This window comes from Streptomyces sp. 184, assembly GCF_045781775.1.
In the GTDB taxonomy this organism is placed as follows: domain Bacteria; phylum Actinomycetota; class Actinomycetes; order Streptomycetales; family Streptomycetaceae; genus Streptomyces.
In genome coordinates, this window is record NZ_CP123230.1 from 5,824,027 (window position 1) to 5,840,900 (window position 16,874).

A 16,874-nucleotide genomic window follows, 5' to 3' on the forward strand; every position below is an offset into this window, starting at 1 on the left:
TCCGACCGGGCGCCCGCGGGCGGCTGCGCGCCCCTAGTCCTGCACGGTGTCCGGCAGGTGCGCCTGCACCTCGGCGGCGGCGTCCTGCCCGTACGCCTTGGTGAACCGCGCCACGAAGTTGCTGCGCCGCAGCTCGTACTCCTGCGGGCCGACGGTCTCGATGACCAGCGTCGCCAGCATGCAGCCGAGCTGCGCCGCCCGCTCCATGCTCACGCCCCAGCTCAGCCCGGACAGGAAGCCGGCCCGGAAGGCGTCGCCGACGCCCGTCGGCTCGGCCTTGCGCTCCTCCTCCGGGCAGCCGACGAGGATCGGCTCCTCGCCGGCGCGGTCGATGCGCACGCCGCGGGCGCCGAGCGTGGTGACGCGGGTGCCGACGTGGGTCAGCATCTCCTCCTCGCCCCAGCCGGTCTTGGACTCGATCAGCCCCTTCTCGTACTCGTTGGAGAAGAGGAAGGCGGCACCCTCGGTGAGGGTGCGGATGCCGTCGCCCTCCATGCGGGCGATCTGCTGGGAGTAGTCGGCGGCGAAGGGGATGCCGCGGGTGCGGCACTCCTCGGTGTGGCGCAGCATCGCCTCGGGGTCGTCGGCGCCGATGGAGACCAGGTCGAGGCCGCCGACGCGGTCGGCGACGGTCTTCAGCTCGATCAGCCGGGCCTCGCTCATGGCACCGGTGTAGAAGGAGCCGATCTGGTTGTGGTCGGCGTCGGTGGTGACGACGAAGCGCGCGGTGTGCAGCACTTCGGAGATGCGTACGGAGCCGGTGTCGACGCCGTGCCGCTCCAGCCAGTCGCGGTACTCGTCGAAGTCGGCGCCGGCCGCGCCGACGAGGATGGGGCGGGTGCCGAGCTGGCCCATGCCGAAGCAGATGTTGGGTCCGACTCCGCCGCGGCGCACGTCCAGTTTGTCGACAAGGAACGACAGCGAGACGGTATGCAGTTGGTCGGCGACCAACTGATCGGAGAACCGACCGGGAAAGGTCATCAGGTGGTCGGTCGCGATGGAGCCGGAAACGGCAATATGCACGGCGTACGCTCCTGTAGGCGGGGCAGGTAACGCGGGTACCGCTCACGCTACCGGCTGAACGCACACCTCCGGCGGGGGTCCGCCTGGCAAGAACTACCTAATAGTAGGTCTTACCCCTCGCCGCGCCGGGTGCGTACGGTCGAGACATGCAGAAGGACATGCGGGCCCCCGCCAACCCTCTCCCGCCGGCTTTCCAGGTCGCGGCCCCCCTGGAGCTGGACGGCGGCCTGGCCGAGCTGCGCACCGACTGCGCCCGGATGGCGCCGCACTGGTCGGGATACGCGCGCACCCCCTCGGGGCACGTACCGGACACCCGGATCAGCGGTCTGGCGCGGATCATGGTGCCGACGGCGTCCGCGGACCTGCTCCGCGGCATGTCCGAGTACGGCGACTGACCTCTCCGCCCGGTCGGCTCCCTCCGGTGGGAACCGGATCCGCGTGACCCGCGTCTCATCGGCATCCCCGACGAAGGAGCCGAACGGTGAGCACCGAGCACACCCCCGAGCCCGAACCCGAGCCGGCGCACGCCCGCGCGTCCGGGCCGGACGGCCGGGACGCCGACGGACCGGACGGCCCCGGCCACCCGGACGGCGGCCGGCGCCGCCCCGGCGTGCTGGTGGCCGCGGCCGTCGCCGCCGCGGTGATGCTGACGGGCGGCGGGGTCGCGTACGTGGTGGACCGGACGGGCGACGGCGGCGCGGACTCCGGCAAGGGCGGACAGCCGCCGCCGCTGCGCCTCGACGGGCTCTCCCTGGATTCCGCGGCGGCCGGCGGCGAGCCGCTGCGGGTCGTCGGCGACCTGCCCGAGGGGCCGGACGAGGCGCCGGTGTTCAAGCCGGAGGGCCGGGTGCGGGCCGCCGACGTGGCGCGGCTCGCGAAGGCGCTGGGTGTGGACGGCGAGCCCCGGCAGGAGGGCGGCGGCTGGCGCGTCGGCATCTCGCGCGACGGGCAGGGGCCGCTGCTCCAGGTCCAGCCGGAGGCGCCGGGCGCCTGGTCGTTCCAGCAGTACGCGGGCGGCGACTGCGGTACGCCGCTGCCGGTGGAACCGGACGGCGGCGACCCGGACGCGGCGGTGGCGTCCTCGGACTGCGCCGCCGCCCCCGCCACCCCGCCCGACGGGCCGGACGGCGAGGCGTTGCCGGAGGCCGCGGCGAAGAAGGCGGCGGAGCCGGTGCTCGAAGCCCTGGACCAGCGGGACGCGGAGGTGGCGGTCGCCGAGCCGTTCGGGGCCGTGCGCACGGTGACCGCGGAGCCGGTCGTCGGCGGGCTGCCGACGGCGGGCTGGCAGACGTCCGTCCAGATAGCCGGCGACGGGCAGGTGACCGGCGGCAACGGCTACCTGGTCGAGCCGGCCGAGGAGCACACGTACCCGGTGATCACGGCGGACGCGGCGCTGAAGGAGCTGAACAAGCCCCGCCCCGGCACCGGCGAGGAGCCTGCGGTGGCGCCGGCGTGCGCCTCGGCGGTGCCGTACGAGAAGGGCACGGGGCCGCACAAGCCGGTGGCCGGCAAGGTGGACCCCTGCATGGGCAAGCTGACGCCGACCAAGGTGCGCGGCGCCGAGTTCGGGCTCTCCGCGCAGTCGGTGGAGGGGCGGACGGCGCTGGTGCCGTCCTGGCTCTTCGAGGTGACGGGCGACTCGCCGACCCCGTTCCACGGGGGCAGGCCCGGCGCGACCGTGTGGCCCCGGCTGGCCGTCGCGCCCGAGTACCTCACCTCGGCGGACCCGGGCACGCCGACCCCCGAGCCGGTGCCGCCGTCGTCCGCGCCGGGCACCGGACCGGATGGCGGCGGCAGCTCCGGCGACGAGCCCGGCGGCGGCTCGGACTCCGGTTCCGGCAGCGGTTCCGGCGGTGACTCCGAGCCCGGCTCGCCGGGGACGGTGGAGCCCGCCGAGCCGGCCCGGCCGCCGTCGTCGGCGCCGGAGGAGCGGCCGGAGAGCGGTGGGGCGGCGACCGCCGTGGGCATCGAGTCGTACTCCGTGGCCGGGCGCACCCTGAAGCTGCACTTCTGGGGCGGCGTGTGCACCGACTACGCGGCTACCGCCCAGGAGTCGGGCGGCGCGGTCACGGTGCGGCTCACCGGCGAGGAGAAGGAGCCGGGCCAGGTCTGCATCAAGATCGCGAAGCGCTTCACGGAGAAGGTGGAGCTGTCCGGGCCGCTCGACGGCCGCAAGGTCGTCGACGCGGGCACCGGTGAGCGGGTGGCGGCGAAGTAGGCGCACGTCCGCGGGGCGGCATCGCCCACACAAGCGGAAGGCGGCGGAACCGTGGGGGTTTCCGCCGCCTTCCTCATGCCGGTACGGGCCCGCGGGCCCGTGTTGCGCACCGGGCGGTCAGCTGAAGGAGTCGCCGCAGGCGCAGGAGCCGGTGGCGTTCGGGTTGTCGATCGTGAAGCCCTGCTTCTCGATCGTGTCGACGAAGTCGATGGACGCGCCGGTCAGATACGGCGCGCTCATCCGGTCGGTCACGACCTTGACGCCGCCGAAGTCCTTGACGACGTCACCGTCGAGGTCGCGGTCGTCGAAGAAGAGCTGGTAGCGCAGGCCGGAGCAGCCACCGGGCTGAACGGCGACGCGGAGCTTGAGATCCGGCTGGCCTTCCTGCTCCAGCAGGCTCTTGACCTTCGCCGCAGCGGCGTCGGACAGAATGATGCCGTCGACTGCGGTGGTCTCGCCCTGAACGGTCATTCGCATGTCTCCCGGGTTGTGGACTGCTTGCCGATCGAGTCCAACCGGCCGCGCGCCCGATTCATTCCGGCCGGGCGCGCGCTTTCTTGCTCCTTTCATGCTCGCATACGCCACCACTTCGGGTCATCCGCCCGAGGTCGGAGACGGCCGTACGGGGCGGGGCCGACGCGCGCGGGCGGCATTCGTCACATTGACGCGAGCACCATCGTCAACCTGACGCGAAGGGGATATGATTAATAACGTCAATGTGACGAAAATGGATGCGCCGGCAGCCCGCCGAGAGCCGACGAGAAAGGGTGGAGTGCGCTGTGACCACCGCCCAGGACCTTGATGTGACCCCCACGCCCCTCGCCCTGCTGCTGCTCGGGCGCGAGGCGGACCCCTCCAGCGAGCGCGGCGTCGACTGTCCCGGCGACCTGCCGGCCCCCTCCGACCCCGGGCTGGTCGAGCGCGCCCGGGCGGCCAGGGAACGGCTCGGCGAGAAGGTCTTCGTCCTCGGCCACCACTACCAGCGCGACGAGGTCATCCAGTTCGCCGATGTGACCGGCGACTCCTTCAAGCTCGCGCAGCAGGCCGCCGCCCGCCCCGAGGCGGAGTTCATCGTCTTCTGCGGCGTGCACTTCATGGCCGAGTCCGCGGACATCCTCACCACCGACGCGCAGGCCGTCGTCCTGCCCGACCTGGCGGCCGGCTGCTCCATGGCCGACATGGCCACCGCCGAGCAGGTCGCCGAATGCTGGGACGTGCTCACCGACGCCGGTGTGGCGGATGTCACCGTCCCCGTGTCGTACATGAACTCCTCCGCCGACATCAAGGCGTTCACCGGCCGGCACGGCGGCACCATATGCACCTCCTCCAACGCCGAGCGGGCGCTGGACTGGGCGTTCGCCCAGCGCGACGCCGGTGCGGGCAAGGTGCTGTTCCTGCCCGACCAGCACCTCGGCCGCAACACCGCGATACGGAACCTGGGCCTCGCCCCCGAGGACTGCGTCGTCTACAACCCGCACCGGCCGAACGGCGGCCTGACCACCGGGCAGTTGCGCGCCGCGAAGATGATCCTGTGGCGCGGGCACTGCTCCGTGCACGGCCGCTTCTCGCTCGACTCGGTCGACGAGGTACGCGCCCGCATCCCCGGTGTGAACGTGCTGGTGCACCCCGAGTGCAAGCACGAGGTGGTCGCCGCCGCCGACCGGGTCGGCTCCACCGAGCACATCATCAAGGTCCTCGACGCGGCCCCCGCCGGCTCGAAGTGGGCCGTCGGCACGGAGCTGAACCTCGTCCGCCGGCTGGCGAAGCAGCACCCCGACAAGGAGATCGTCTTCCTCGACCGCACCGTCTGCTTCTGCTCCACCATGAACCGCATCGACCTGCCCCACCTGGTCTGGGCGCTGGAGTCGCTCGCGGACGGCAAGCTGGTCAACCGCATCGAAGTCGACAAGGAGACGGAGCACTTCGCCAAACTCGCGCTGGAGCGGATGCTGGCGCTGCCCTGACGTACCGGGGATGCGGGGGGTGACGCGGGCCCGGCGCAGGGCAGAGGATTGACCTCATGATCCTGCGCCAGGTCCGCGACTCGAAGGACGACGCCGAGGCCGTACGCCTCACCGCCGACGCCGCGTTCGCCGCCTCGCACGCCGCCAAGGGCGACCCGCCCGAGGAGCCCGACGAGAACCGCGCGATCCTCCTGCGCAGCGTCGTCCGGCACCTGGCGCGCACCGACCCCAGCGGCTGCTGGCTGGCCATGGACGACTCGGGCCGGCCCATGGGCGCGGCGCTGTCCACCAGACGCGAGGGCACCTGGGGGCTGTCGCTGCTCGTCGTCGCGCCGGAGGCGCAGGGCAAGGGGCTCGGCAAGGCGCTGCTCGCGCGCACGCTGGCGTACGGGCGCGGCTGCCTGCGCGGCCTCGTCTGCGGCTCCCGCCACCCGCACGCCGCCCGCGCCTACCGCGCCGCGGGCTTCACCCTGCACCCCGCCATGCGGCTGCGCGGCACCGTCGACCACGCCGGTCTCGAACCGCCCACGGGCGCGGTCGTCGAGGGCGGGCCCGGCCTGCGGGACCTCATGGACTCCGTCGACCGCAGGCTGCGCGGCGGCGCGCACGGCCCCGACCACACCGAACTGCTGCGCCACTACCAGTGCATCGTCTCCGACGACCTCGCGGGCAGCGGGTACGCCTACCTGCGCGACGGCCGGGTGGAGCTGCTGGCGGCGACGTCGCGGCGGATCGCGGCGCGGCTGCTCACGGCGGCGCTGCTGAGCCTTTCGCCGGGGATGCCGGCGGGGGTCGCCCATCTGACGGCGGACCAGGAGTGGGCGGTGGACGTGGGGCTGTCGGCGGGCCTTGAGCTGACGACGGCGGGTTACGTGTGCGTACGGGGCATGCGCCCGCCCGCGCCGTACATCCCGTCGGGGATGTTCCTGTAGCGGATCCGGGCCCGACTCTGGCGGAAAACCCCCTGGCACTCCGGCGGCTTCGTGCGGCGCACGCCGGGAAGCTGACAGAGACGCGACGAGGATGTTTCAGGCGTGCCGGGTGAGGTGTAGAGCTTCCTTGGACTGGAAGGAGGCCAACACCTATGGCCGTTACTGCTCTGGTGATGTTCATCGTGCTCATCTCCTTGGTGATGGGCGTACGGGTACTGATTCAGGTGCGCCGCACCGGTGACCACGGCGTGCGACGCAAGACGGGAACGCACAGCCCCGGGCAGCGGTGGGGTGAGTCGCTGGGCGCCATCGGGTATCTGGGCCTGGGCATCGCCTCCCCGGTCGCCGCGATGGTGGGGCTGGACCCGGTGGTGGACAGCAGCACCGTCGAGTACGTCGGCCTGGTGGTGGCGGCGGCGGGCATCGTCGCCACGTTCACCGCGCAGCTCGCGATGGGCAACTCCTGGCGGGTCGGCGTCGACCCCGACGAGCGGACCCCGCTGATCACGTCGGGGCCGTTCCGGTTAGTGCGCAACCCGGTCACCACCACCGCGGTCCTCACCTGCGCGGGGCTGGTCCTCATGGTGCCCAACGTGGTCGGCCTGGTCGGGTTCGCCGCCTTCGTGACCGCCAACCAGATCCTGATCCGCCTGGTCGAGGAGCCCTACCTGATCCGCATCCACGGCTCCGACTACGTCAGCTACGCCGGCCGGGTCGGCCGGCTGGTGCCGGGCCTCGGCCGGCTCAGCTAGGCCCGCCGGCGGTCTCCCGCCTGCGCCCCGGCTCCCCTGCCCGCGGGCGGACAGGGCGGGCCGGGGCTCGCGCGACGGCGCCTAGCTGCCGGGGCGGACGAGTCCCGACTCGTAGGCCAGCACCACCAGTTGGGCCCGGTCGCGGGCGCCGAGCTTGGCCATCGTGCGGTTGACGTGCGTCTTCACGGTCAGCGGGCTGACCTCCAGTTGCCCGGCGATCTCGTCGTTGGCCAGCCCGCGGGCCACCAGGCCCAGCACCTCGCGCTCCCGGCTCGTCAGCGCCCCGAGCCGCTCGATCTCCGCCGGGCCGCCGGTGCCGTCCGCCGCGCCGCCCGCCGCCCCGTCGCCGCCCGCCAGGAACCGGGCGATCAGCCCCTTCGTCGCCGTGGGCGAGAGCAGCGCCTCGCCGTCCGCGGCCACCCGGATCGCGGCCAGCAGCTCGCCGGGCTCCGCGCCCTTGCCGAGGAAGCCGGACGCGCCCGCCCGCAGCGCCTCGACGACGTAGTCGTCGACCTCGAACGTCGTCAGGATCACCACCCGTACGTGGCTCAGGGCGTCGTCCTCGCAGATCGTCCGGGTGGCGGTCAGGCCGTCGGTCCCCGGCATCCGGATGTCCATCAGGACCAGGTCCGCCTGCGCCTCGCGGACCAGCCGCACCGCCTCCGCGCCGTCGCCCGCCTCGCCGACGACCTCCATGTCCGGCTCGGAGTCGACCAGTACGCGAAACGCGCTGCGCATCAGCGCGTGGTCGTCCGCCAGCACCACCCGGATCGGCCGCGTCCGCGGCGGCGGGACCTCGCTCAACCCTGCTCCTTGATCGCCTCGCCGGAACCCCGGCGCAGACAGCCGGGCCCCCGGCCCGTACCGCCGGGTGCTCCGCTCGTCTCCCGCGGCGCCCGGGCCGTGCCCGGAGCCGCCGCCGTGCCCGTGCCGCCGCCGGCGGGGGCGCGGCCCGGGGCCGCGTCTCCGGCCACCCGCAGCGGCAACCGTACCCGCACCTCGAAGCCCTCCCGGCCGTCCGCGCGGTCGCCCGCCGTGCACCGGCCGCCGAGCGCGGCGGCGCGCTCGCGCATGCCGACGAGCCCGAGCCCGCCCGCGCGCTCGCCGTCCGCGTCTCCCCCGGCGCCGTCCCGGTCGGCGTCCGGACCGGTGGCGCCCGCGCCCCGGCCGTCGTCGCGGACCGTGACCTCCAGCCCGTCCGCCTCCCGCGACAGGCTCACCACCGCCCGCGCCCCCGCCCCCGCGTGCTTGCGGACGTTCGTCAGCGCCTCCTGGAGCACCCGGTACGCCGCCAGGTCCACCGCCGCCGGCAGCGCGCCGACGACCTCGGCCGCCCGCTCCACCCGCGTCGTCACCGCCGTCCTGCGCGGGCCCAGCTCCGAGGAGACCTCCACCGACACCGGCGTGCCCGCCCGGACGAACCCGTCCACCAGCTCCGCCAGCATCGCCAGCCCCGGCGCCGGCTCGGTGGGCGCGTGCGGGTCGCCGGACTGGCGCAGCAGCCCGACGGTGGTGCGCAGCTCCTCCAGCGCGGTGCGGCCGGCGTCGCGTACGTGCGCCAGCGCCTCCTTGGCCTGGTCCGGGCGGCTCTCCATGACGTGCGAGGCCACCCCCGCCTGGACGTTGACCAGCGCGATGTGGTGCGCGACGACGTCGTGCAGCTCGCGCGCGATCCGTACCCGCTCCTCCGCGACCCGCCGCCGCGCCTCCTCCTCGCGGGTCCGCTCGGCCCGCTCGGCGCGCTCGCGGATGGCGGCGACCACCGCCCGGCGGCTGCGCACGGCGTCGCCGACGCCCGCGGCCATGCCGGTCCAGGCGAAGACCCCGAGGTTCTCGTCCGCGTACCAGGGGCGGTCGCCGAAGAGCATCATCGCGAAGGTCAGCACCCCGATGGTGAGCAGCGCGATGCGCCAGGTGGTGTGCCGGTCGGTGCGCGCGGCGACGGTGTAGAGGGCGACCACGACGCTCAGCGCGATCGGCGAGCGCGGGTCGCCCGCGGACGCGATGACGTGCGCGATGGTCAGCCCCATGGTGGCGGCGAGCACGGCCCACGGCGCCCGCCGCCGCAGGACGAGGACGGCGCTGGCCGCGGTCGCGAGCACGACCTCGGCGGGCCCGAGGTCGGCCGGCGGCGGCGCGTTCGACCCGCGGTCGGGGTAGACGGCGCTGATGAGGATGACGGCGAGCACGGCCGCCGCCAGCAGGGCGTCGGCCGCGAGGGGATGCGCCCGCAACCAGCGGGGCAGAGCGGCGAGATGGGTCACGGCAGTGGTGCCTGCACAGAGAGGGGCCGGCCCCGGTCCTGACGACCGGGGCGGGGAGCGGCCGAGGAGTGCGTGGAGATCAGCCGGGGTCAGCCGGGGTCAGCCGGGAATGAGGCCGTCGTCGCTGAGCATGGCCCGGACGTCCTCCAGGGAGGCGTCGGGTGCCGGGAGGATCAGCTCGGACGGCTCCAGCGAGTCGTCCGGCAGGGGGGCACCCATCGAGCGCACGGCGTCCAGCAGGGCGCCGAGCGTCCGCCGGAAGCCGGCCTCGTCACCGCTCTCCATCTCGGCGAGCAGTTCGTCGTCCAGCTTGTTGAGCTCGGTGAAGTGGCCGTCGTCCAGCTTCACCTGACCCTCCCCCATGATCCGTACGATCACGGCCTTCTCCCGTTCTTCCGAGCCCGTCGAGGGGCTGTCACTGCTTGTCGAACCGCGGGGCGTCCTGCGGCGGCTGCGCCTGCGGCGGAGCCTGCTGCTGCGGCGGCGTCTGCGCGCCCTGCTGGCCGCCCTCGATCGCCTGCTGCTGCTCGGCGGGGCCGCCCGCCAGCTCGGCCTTCATGCGCTGGAGCTCCAGCTCCACGTCCGCGCCGCCGGAGAGCCGGTCAAGCTCGGCGGAGATGTCGTCCTTCGCCATCCCCGTCGGGTCGTCCAGGGCGCCGGAGGCCAGCAGCTCGTCGATCGCGCCGGCGCGGGCCTGCATCTGCGCCGTACGGTCCTCGGCGCGCTGCACGGCCAGGCCGACGTCGCCCATCTCCTCGGAGATGCCGGAGAACGCCTCGCCGATCCGGGTCTGCGCCTGCGCGGCGGTGTACGTGGCCTTGATGGTCTCCTTCTTCGTCCGGAAGGCGTCCACCTTGGCCTGGAGCCGCTGCGCCGCGAGGGTGAGCTTCTCCTCCTCGGTCTGGAGCGTCTGGTGCTGCGCCTCCAGGTCGGTGACCTGCTGGTGCAGCGCCGCCTTGCGGGACAGCGCCTCGCGCGCCAGGTCCTCGCGGCCGAGGGCGAGCGCCTTGCGGCCCTGGTCCTCCAGCTTGGCGGACTGGTTCTGCAACTGCCCGAGCTGTAGCTCCAGGCGCTTGCGCGACGTCGCCACGTCGGCGACGCCCCGGCGCACCTTCTGGAGCAGTTCGAGCTGCTTCTGGTACGAGTAGTCGAGGGTCTCGCGCGGGTCCTCGGCCCGGTCCAGGGCCTTGTTGGCCTTCGCGCGGAAGATCATCCCCATCCGCTTCATGACACCGCTCATGGGCCTCGCGCGCCCCCTTCTGACGGACTTCAGCCTCGGCACACACTCTGTAGAACCCACAGTACGGGCCCTGCTTCTATTACCGCACTGCCTGGGCGCCAATGCGCTCCTCCTCCAGGACGAACCGGGAGGGGCCCGCCCTCCAGCCCAGGGAGTAGACGACCGTAGGGGCTCCGGCTGCTGCGGCCCCCACAGGTAGTGACACGCACGCCGTTGCCGGATCGTTCCCCTCGGGTCTGGGTCGTACACCCGACTGCCCCTATTCTTGGGCTTGTGTTCGGAAGCCGTTCCAAGGATGACCAGTCCGCTGAGCCCGAGGTGAGCGCGGTGGAGACCAAGCATGTGCGTCCGGCCGAGGCGCCCAAGGGCAGGCCCACGCCCAAGCGCAGCGACTCGCAGGCGCAGCGCCGCGCCATGGCCAAGACGCCGGTGACACGCAAGGAGGCGTCGAAGCGCGCGCGGGAGACGCGCAGGGCCGACATGGCCCGCCAGCGCGAGGCGCTGGCCTCGGGCAACGAGAAGTACCTGCCCGCGCGGGACAAGGGCCCGGTGCGCAAGTTCGTGCGGGACTACGTGGACTCGCGGTGGTGCGTGGCGGAGTTCTTCCTGCCCATGGCCATCGTCATCCTGCTGCTCAGCATGACGCCGTCCGCGGGGCTCAAGAACATCTCGCTGCTGCTGTGGCTGTTCGTGATCGTGCTGATCGTCTTCGACTCGATCGCGATCACCGTGCGGGTGAAGAAGCTCCTCAAGGAGCGCTTCCCGGACGAGAGCCACCGCGGCGCCAAGGCGTACGCGCTGATGCGCACGCTCCAGCTCCGCCGGATGCGGCTGCCGAAGCCGCAGGTGAAGCGGGGCGAGCGGCCCTGACGCCGGCGGGCGTACGGGGCGGAGACCGCCGCGTACGCCCGTGAGATCGTACGATCCGGAGGCCGCCGCCCCTGCGGGCGGGCCGGGGCCGGCGCGCCGTGACGCGCCGAGCCCCTGATCCCCTGCGGCCCCGACGCCGTCACGCGCCCTCGGCCGCCTCCAGGCTCATCGGGCCGTAGATCTCGGCCCCGTCCTCCAGCAGCGTGACCTGCTCGACGCCGCCTTCCAGCAGGTCCTTCCAGACCTCGCCGATCCACGACTCGGCATCCCCCTGGGTCGTGAAGTCCTCCGGCTCCACCGCCGGGGTCGCCTCCGTGCCGTCGGCCTTCTCGAACCGCCAGGTCCACGCTGCCATGACTGCCTCCGTCCCACGCCGGATAGTGCGCTCGCAGCGTAACGGAGAGCGCTGAAGCGCGGCCCCGCCCGGGCGCGGCGGTGCCGCCCGCGAGACGATCGGGGTGTGGACATCACCCTCCTGGGCACCGGTGCGCCCGCCGGGCTGCCGCGGCCCGGCTGCCCCTGCGCGGCGTGCGCCGCCGCCGCCGGGTACGAGGCGCGTGCGGCGACGTCCGTCCTCGTGGACGGCATCGTGCTGCTCGACCTGACGCCGGGCGCCGCGCTCGCCGCGGCCCGCGCCGGGCGGACGCTGTCGGGCGTCATGCAGGTGCTGCTCAGCCATCCGCACGACGGGCCGGCCCTGGCGCCTCCGGCGGGCGTGCCGGCGCCGTCGCGGGCGCCGGAGGGGCAGGTGGTGACGCTGATCAGCGGGCACCGGGTGCGGGCCGTCGCGGTCGACTCCCCCGGCACCGGGTACGAGATCACCGGGCCGGGCGGCGGGCGGCTGCTGTACCTGCCGCCGGGGGCCGCGCCGGCCGGTCTCCAGGGCGCGGTGGAGCCGTACGACCTGGTGCTGCTCGACGTCTTCGGCCGGCCCGACGCACTCGCGCGGCTGCGCGCCCACGGCGCCGTCACCGCCGCCACCGACGTCGTCGGCGTGCACCTCGGCGGCCACTCCGGCGACGCGTCCGGGCCGACCCCGCCGCCCGGCCCCGAGCTGCACCGCCGGCTCGCCGCCGCCGGGGCCCGGGCCGTACCGGACGGGCACACCCTCGTCGTCGGCCACGGCCCGGACGGCCCCGCGGTGCCGCGGCGCACGCTGGTGCTGGGCGGCGCCCGGTCCGGCAAGTCCGTGGAGGCGGAGCGGCGGCTCGCGGCGTTCCCGGAGGTCGAGTACGCGGCCACCGGCGGCACCCGCGAGGGGGACGGCGAGTGGGCGGCGCGGGTCGCGGCCCACCGCGAGCGCCGGCCGGCGAGCTGGCGTACCACCGAGACCTGCGACCTGGTGCCGCTGCTCGCCGCGGACGGCGCGCCGCCGCTGCTGGTCGACTGCCTGTCGCTGTGGCTGACGGACGCGATGGACGAGGCGAAGGCGTGGGACGGCGGCGACGTACGCCCGCGGGTCGACGAGCTGGTCGCGGCGGTACGGGCCACCCGCCGCACCGTCGTCGCCGTCAGCAACGAGGTCGGCTCGGGCGTCGTCCCGGCCACCCCGGCGGGCCGGCTCTTCCGCGACGAGCTGGGCCGGCTGAACGCGGCGGTGGCGGCGGAGTGCGAGCAGGTGCTGCTGGTGGTCGCGGGCCAGGTACTGGCGCTACGGGGCTGATCGATTCCGCGCCGCCGCCGCCGGGGCCGCACGGTCATCCCGGGGGCACCGGAGTCGGATGCGCGCCCGACGGGTAATCTGCGCGGGTGAGCGGCCTGAATTTGGACGACTTCATCAATGACATCGACCGCCCCGACTCGGCCGTCCGCCGGGACGCCGAGGAGTGGCGGGCGACCCACGGCCCGCGCCCCGGGGCGCTCGGCCGGCTGGACGACCTCGGCGAGTGGCTGGCCGCGGCGCAGGGCAACGTGCCGGCCAAGCCGGTCGCGGAACCGCGCCTGGTGCTCTTCGCCGGCGACCACGGCATCGCCGAGCTGGACGTCTCCGGCCGCCCCGCGGGCACCGCGGACGCGCTGGCCCGCGCCGCGCTCGACGGCCGCAGCGCCTCCGCGATCCTCGCCCGCCGCTTCGGCGCCGGGCTGCGGGTCGTCGACATGGCGCTCGACTGCGACCCGGAGTCGCTGCCGAAGGACGTCACCCGCCATCGCGTACGCCGCGGGTCCGGCCGTATCGACGTCGAGGACGCGCTCACGGCCGAGGAGGCCGAGGAGGCGTTCCGGGCCGGCATGGCGGTCGCGGACGAGGAGGCCGACTCCGGCACCGACCTGCTGCTCCTGGGCGACCTGAGCGTGGGCGGCACCACGGCGGCCGGCGCGATCGTCGCCGCCCTCTGCGGCACCGACGCCTCCGTGGTCACCGGCCGCGGCGGCGCGGGCATCGACGACCTGGCCTGGATGCGCAAGTGCGCCGCGATCCGCGACGCGCTGCGCCGCGCCCGGCCGGTGCTGGGCGACCAGTTGCAGTTGCTGGCCGCGGTCGGCGGCGCGGACCTCACCGCGATGACGGGCTTCCTGCTCCAGGCGGCGGTGCGCCGCACCCCTGTCGTGCTCGACGGCGTCGTCTCGGCCGCGGCGGCGCTGGTCGCCCAGCGGGTGGCGTTCCGCGCGCCCGACTGGTGGCTGGCCGGCCAGTCGAGCGGCGAGCCGGCGCAGGAGAAGGCGCTGGACCGCATCGCGATCGACCCGCTCCTCGACCACGGGGTCACCACCGGCGAGGGCGCCGGCGCGCTGCTGGCGCTGCCGTTCCTCCAGGCGGCGGCCGAGCTGTGGTCGGACCTGCCGGAGCACCCGGCCGGGCCGGCCGACGGCGCGGCCGAGGGCGCGGTTGACGACATCACCTGACGGTGACGGCCCCGCCGACGCCACCGATGCCACCGGACCCGCGGGCGGTGCGGGTCCCGCGGGCGGCGTGGCCGGTGGCCTGAGCGCCCTGCGGTTCGCCTTCGGAACGCTCACCGCGCTGCCCGTGCGCGTGCACCGCTGGGACCGCACCGCCGCCCGGGGCGGGATGGCCGCGGCTCCCGTCGTCGGGCTCGTGGCCGGACTGCTCGCCGCCGGTGCCGGCGCGCTGCTGCTGCTCGCGGGGGCCGGGCCGGCGGTCGCCGCGGTGGGGGCAGTCGCCGTGCCCGCCGTGCTGACGCGCGGCCTGCACCTCGACGGGCTCGCCGACACCGCCGACGGGCTGGGCAGCGGGCGGCCCGCCGCCGGGGCGCTGGCGGTCATGCGGCGCTCCGACATCGGCCCGTTCGGTGTGATCACGCTGCTGCTGGTGCTGCTCGGGCAGGTCGCCGCGGTGTACGAGCTGTACGACGACGGCTCCCGGGTGCGCGCCGCCCTCGCCGTCACCGCCGCCGCCGTCGCCGCCCGCGCGGCCCTCGTCCTCGCCGCCCGCACCGGCGTTCCGCCGGCCCGCCCGGAGGGCCTGGGCGCCGCGGTGGCGGGGGTGCTGTCCGCCCGTACGGCCGCGGCCTCGGCGGCGGCGGCCGGCGCGGTCCTCGCGGCGGCGGCCGGGCTCCTGTGCGGCCCGTACGCGGCGCTGCACACCGCGCTCGCGGTCACCGCCGGCCTGGCCGCCGCAGAGCTGCTGCGGCACCACTGCGTACGCCGCCTCGGCGGGGTCACGGGCGACGTCTTCGGCGCGCTGGCCGAGACCGCCGCGACCGCCGCCCTGGTCGCCGCGGTCCTGGGGCCCGGCTGAGCGGACCTCGCCCGCGTCCGGGCGACCGCCGTCCCGCGGTGGGCAGCCCTCGCACACATACTCGCCGCGTCACCCCGCCCCGCGCCCGTACGCACCGGGCGGCGCGCCTCCCGGCGGACCGCGCGGTGCCGCCGGACGGGCCCCGGGCCCGGCCCTGCGGCGCCCGCGGCGGCCCCGCGGCGGATCTCCGCCACCTGCCCGTACGCGGGGAAACCCGCCTCCAACCCGGCGCCCCCGGCGGCGGACGTACCGCATACGATGCGGCGTACACCCCCCAAGCCCGCACCCGAGAATGGATTTCCACCACCGTGACTGCTCTGACTCTCAGTTCCTCGTCCGCCGCCGGCCTGCGTGCGGACGCCGTCGTCGTGGGCGTGGCCAAGGGCCCCAAGGGTCCCGTGCCGGCGCCCGGCGCGGAGGCGGTCGACGAGGCGTACGGCGGGAAGCTGGGCGCCGTGCTGGAGGCCCTCGGGGCGTCGGGCGGCGAGGGCGAGGTCACGAAGCTGCCCGCGCCCGACGGCCTCAAGGCGCCCCTCGTCGTCGCCGTCGGCCTCGGCGCCGTGCCCGAGAAGGGCGCCGGCTACGACACGGAGACCCTGCGCCGCGCCGCGGGCGCCGCCGCCCGCGCGCTGGCCGGTGTGAAGAAGGCCGCGTTCGCGCTGCCGCTGGAGGTCGCCGACGACACCGCCGCCGTGGCGGAGGGCGCGCTGCTCGGCGCGTACGCCTTCAACACCTACCGCGGCGGCGCGGACGCCGGCGCCAAGGACGACAGGGGTGACAAGGGCGCGAAGAGCGCCAAGGGCGCGAAGGCCAGGGCGAACGGCGGCGGCGCCAAGGCACCGCTCGCCGAGATCGCCCTCGCCGGCGGCAAGCGCGACAAGGCCAACCGCACCGCCGTCGAGCGCGCCACCGTGCTCGCCGAGGAGGTCAACCGCGCCCGCGACCTGGTCAACATCCCCTCCAACGACCTCGACCCCACCGGCTTCGCCGCCGCCGCCCAGCAGGCCGGCAAGGAGCACGGCTTCAAGGTCGCGGTGACCGACGAGAAGGCGCTCGCCAAGGGCGGCTACGGCGGCCTCCTCGGCGTCGGCCAGGGCTCGCAGACCCCGCCCCGCCTCGTCCGCCTGGAGCACCGGCACCCGAAGGCGAAGCAGACGATCGCGCTGGTCGGCAAGGGCATCACGTACGACTCGGGCGGCATCTCGCTCAAGCCCGCCGGCCACAACGAGACGATGAAGTGCGACATGAGCGGCGCCGCCGCCGTGCTCGCCGCCGTCTCCGCCGCCGCCCGGCTGGAGCTGCCGGTGAACGTCACCGGCTGGCTGGCGCTCGCCGAGAACATGCCGTCCGGCTCCGCCACCCGCCCCGGCGACGTGCTGCGGATGTACAGCGGCAAGACCGTCGAGGTGCTGAACACCGACGCCGAGGGCCGGCTCGTCCTCGCCGACGCGCTGACCAGGGCGTCGGAGGAGAAGCCCGACTACATGGTCGACGTGGCGACGCTCACCGGCGCGATGGTGCTGGCCCTGGGCAACCGCACCTTCGGGATCATGGCCAACGACGACGCCTTCCGGACCCGGATCCACATGCTCGCGGAGGCGGCGGGCGAGCAGTCCTGGCCGATGCCGATGCCGCCGGAGCTGAAGAAGGGCATGGAGTCCCCGATCGCCGACATCGCCAATATGGGCGAGCGGATGGGCGGCGGGCTGGTGGCCGGGCTCTTCCTGGAGGAGTTCGTCGGCGACGGCATCACCTGGGCCCACCTGGACATCGCGGGCCCGGCCTTCAACACCTCCGGCCCGTTCGGCTACACCCCCAAGGGCGGCACCGGCTCGGCGGTCCGCACGCTGGTCGCGCTCGCCGAGGAGGCGGCCCACGGCGACCTGGTCTGACGTGCTCCGCAGCCCGCCG

General features: G+C 74.9%; 17 protein-coding genes. 10 read left to right on the forward strand and 7 right to left on the reverse strand.

The window, feature by feature from the left end; genetic code table 11:
* Positions 1–33: 33 nt before the first annotated feature.
* Positions 34–1,023, reverse strand: coding sequence for a carbohydrate kinase family protein (locus tag QBL21_RS24740; protein ID WP_407564418.1), 990 nt, complete (start codon positions 1,021–1,023; stop codon positions 34–36).
* A 146-nt stretch (positions 1,024–1,169) separates the two neighbouring features.
* Here QBL21_RS24740 and QBL21_RS24745 point away from each other — a divergent pair, with 146 nt between their 5' ends.
* Together QBL21_RS24745 and QBL21_RS24750 are read left to right on the forward strand one after the other, a co-directional pair.
* Positions 1,170–1,418 (forward strand): hypothetical protein, encoded by a 249-nt coding sequence (locus QBL21_RS24745; RefSeq protein WP_407564419.1) that lies wholly within the window; start codon positions 1,170–1,172, stop codon positions 1,416–1,418.
* An 86-nt stretch (positions 1,419–1,504) separates the two neighbouring features.
* A complete protein-coding gene (locus tag QBL21_RS24750) occupies positions 1,505–3,241 on the forward strand; it encodes a hypothetical protein (protein WP_407564420.1) in 1,737 nt (578 codons plus the stop codon).
* A 117-nt stretch (positions 3,242–3,358) separates the two neighbouring features.
* Here QBL21_RS24750 and erpA read toward each other — a convergent pair whose 3' ends face one another.
* The gene (gene erpA / locus QBL21_RS24755; protein WP_407564421.1) at positions 3,359–3,712 is read right to left on the reverse strand and encodes an iron-sulfur cluster insertion protein ErpA; all 354 of its coding nucleotides are present in this window, start codon (positions 3,710–3,712) and stop codon (positions 3,359–3,361) included.
* A gap of 260 nt (positions 3,713–3,972) precedes the next feature.
* Here erpA and nadA point away from each other — a divergent pair, with 260 nt between their 5' ends.
* From nadA to QBL21_RS24770, 3 genes are all read left to right on the forward strand, one after another.
* On the forward strand, positions 3,973–5,205 hold the full coding sequence (nadA, locus tag QBL21_RS24760) for a quinolinate synthase NadA (RefSeq protein WP_407564422.1): 1,233 nt from the start codon (positions 3,973–3,975) through the stop codon (positions 5,203–5,205).
* A 56-nt stretch (positions 5,206–5,261) separates the two neighbouring features.
* The gene (locus QBL21_RS24765) at positions 5,262–6,137 is read left to right on the forward strand and encodes a GNAT family N-acetyltransferase (protein WP_407564423.1); all 876 of its coding nucleotides are present in this window, start codon (positions 5,262–5,264) and stop codon (positions 6,135–6,137) included.
* Between the two features lie 152 nt (positions 6,138–6,289).
* A complete protein-coding gene (locus QBL21_RS24770) occupies positions 6,290–6,889 on the forward strand; it encodes a methyltransferase family protein (protein ID WP_407564424.1) in 600 nt (199 codons plus the stop codon).
* Between the two features lie 81 nt (positions 6,890–6,970).
* Here the strand turns inward: QBL21_RS24770 and QBL21_RS24775 are convergent, their stop codons facing one another.
* From QBL21_RS24775 to QBL21_RS24790, 4 genes are all read right to left on the reverse strand, one after another.
* Positions 6,971–7,693: a response regulator gene (locus QBL21_RS24775; protein ID WP_407564425.1), complete on the reverse strand. Its 723-nt coding sequence runs from the start codon at positions 7,691–7,693 to the stop codon at positions 6,971–6,973.
* Positions 7,690–9,153, reverse strand: coding sequence for a sensor histidine kinase (locus QBL21_RS24780; protein WP_407564426.1), 1,464 nt, complete (start codon positions 9,151–9,153; stop codon positions 7,690–7,692). Before QBL21_RS24780 ends, QBL21_RS24775 begins: the two co-directional genes overlap by 4 nt.
* A 99-nt stretch (positions 9,154–9,252) precedes the next feature.
* Complete coding sequence (pspAA, locus tag QBL21_RS24785) at positions 9,253–9,531, reverse strand: PspA-associated protein PspAA (RefSeq protein ID WP_407564427.1); 279 nt, start codon at positions 9,529–9,531, stop codon at positions 9,253–9,255.
* A 37-nt stretch (positions 9,532–9,568) separates the two neighbouring features.
* On the reverse strand, positions 9,569–10,381 hold the full coding sequence (locus QBL21_RS24790) for a PspA/IM30 family protein (RefSeq protein WP_407564428.1): 813 nt from the start codon (positions 10,379–10,381) through the stop codon (positions 9,569–9,571).
* 330 nt (positions 10,382–10,711) lie between these two features.
* Between QBL21_RS24790 and QBL21_RS24795 the strand changes: the two genes are divergently transcribed.
* The gene (locus QBL21_RS24795; RefSeq protein ID WP_407566550.1) at positions 10,712–11,263 is read left to right on the forward strand and encodes a DUF3043 domain-containing protein; all 552 of its coding nucleotides are present in this window, start codon (positions 10,712–10,714) and stop codon (positions 11,261–11,263) included.
* Between the two features lie 139 nt (positions 11,264–11,402).
* Here the strand turns inward: QBL21_RS24795 and QBL21_RS24800 are convergent, their stop codons facing one another.
* A complete protein-coding gene (locus QBL21_RS24800) occupies positions 11,403–11,618 on the reverse strand; it encodes a hypothetical protein (protein WP_407564429.1) in 216 nt (71 codons plus the stop codon).
* A 105-nt stretch (positions 11,619–11,723) separates the two neighbouring features.
* Here QBL21_RS24800 and QBL21_RS24805 point away from each other — a divergent pair, with 105 nt between their 5' ends.
* The 4 genes from QBL21_RS24805 to QBL21_RS24820 all read left to right on the forward strand — a co-directional run bounded on the left by QBL21_RS24805 (position 11,724) and on the right by QBL21_RS24820 (position 16,855).
* A complete protein-coding gene (locus QBL21_RS24805; RefSeq protein ID WP_407564430.1) occupies positions 11,724–12,926 on the forward strand; it encodes a bifunctional adenosylcobinamide kinase/adenosylcobinamide-phosphate guanylyltransferase in 1,203 nt (400 codons plus the stop codon).
* 86 nt (positions 12,927–13,012) lie between these two features.
* Positions 13,013–14,107, forward strand: a complete 1,095-nt coding sequence (locus QBL21_RS24810; protein ID WP_407564431.1) for a nicotinate-nucleotide--dimethylbenzimidazole phosphoribosyltransferase — start codon at positions 13,013–13,015, stop codon at positions 14,105–14,107.
* 67 nt (positions 14,108–14,174) lie between these two features.
* A complete protein-coding gene (locus QBL21_RS24815) occupies positions 14,175–14,963 on the forward strand; it encodes an adenosylcobinamide-GDP ribazoletransferase (RefSeq protein WP_407566551.1) in 789 nt (262 codons plus the stop codon).
* A gap of 308 nt (positions 14,964–15,271) precedes the next feature.
* Positions 15,272–16,855, forward strand: a complete 1,584-nt coding sequence (locus QBL21_RS24820) for a leucyl aminopeptidase (RefSeq protein ID WP_407564432.1) — start codon at positions 15,272–15,274, stop codon at positions 16,853–16,855.
* The last annotated feature ends 19 nt before the right edge of the window (positions 16,856–16,874 follow it).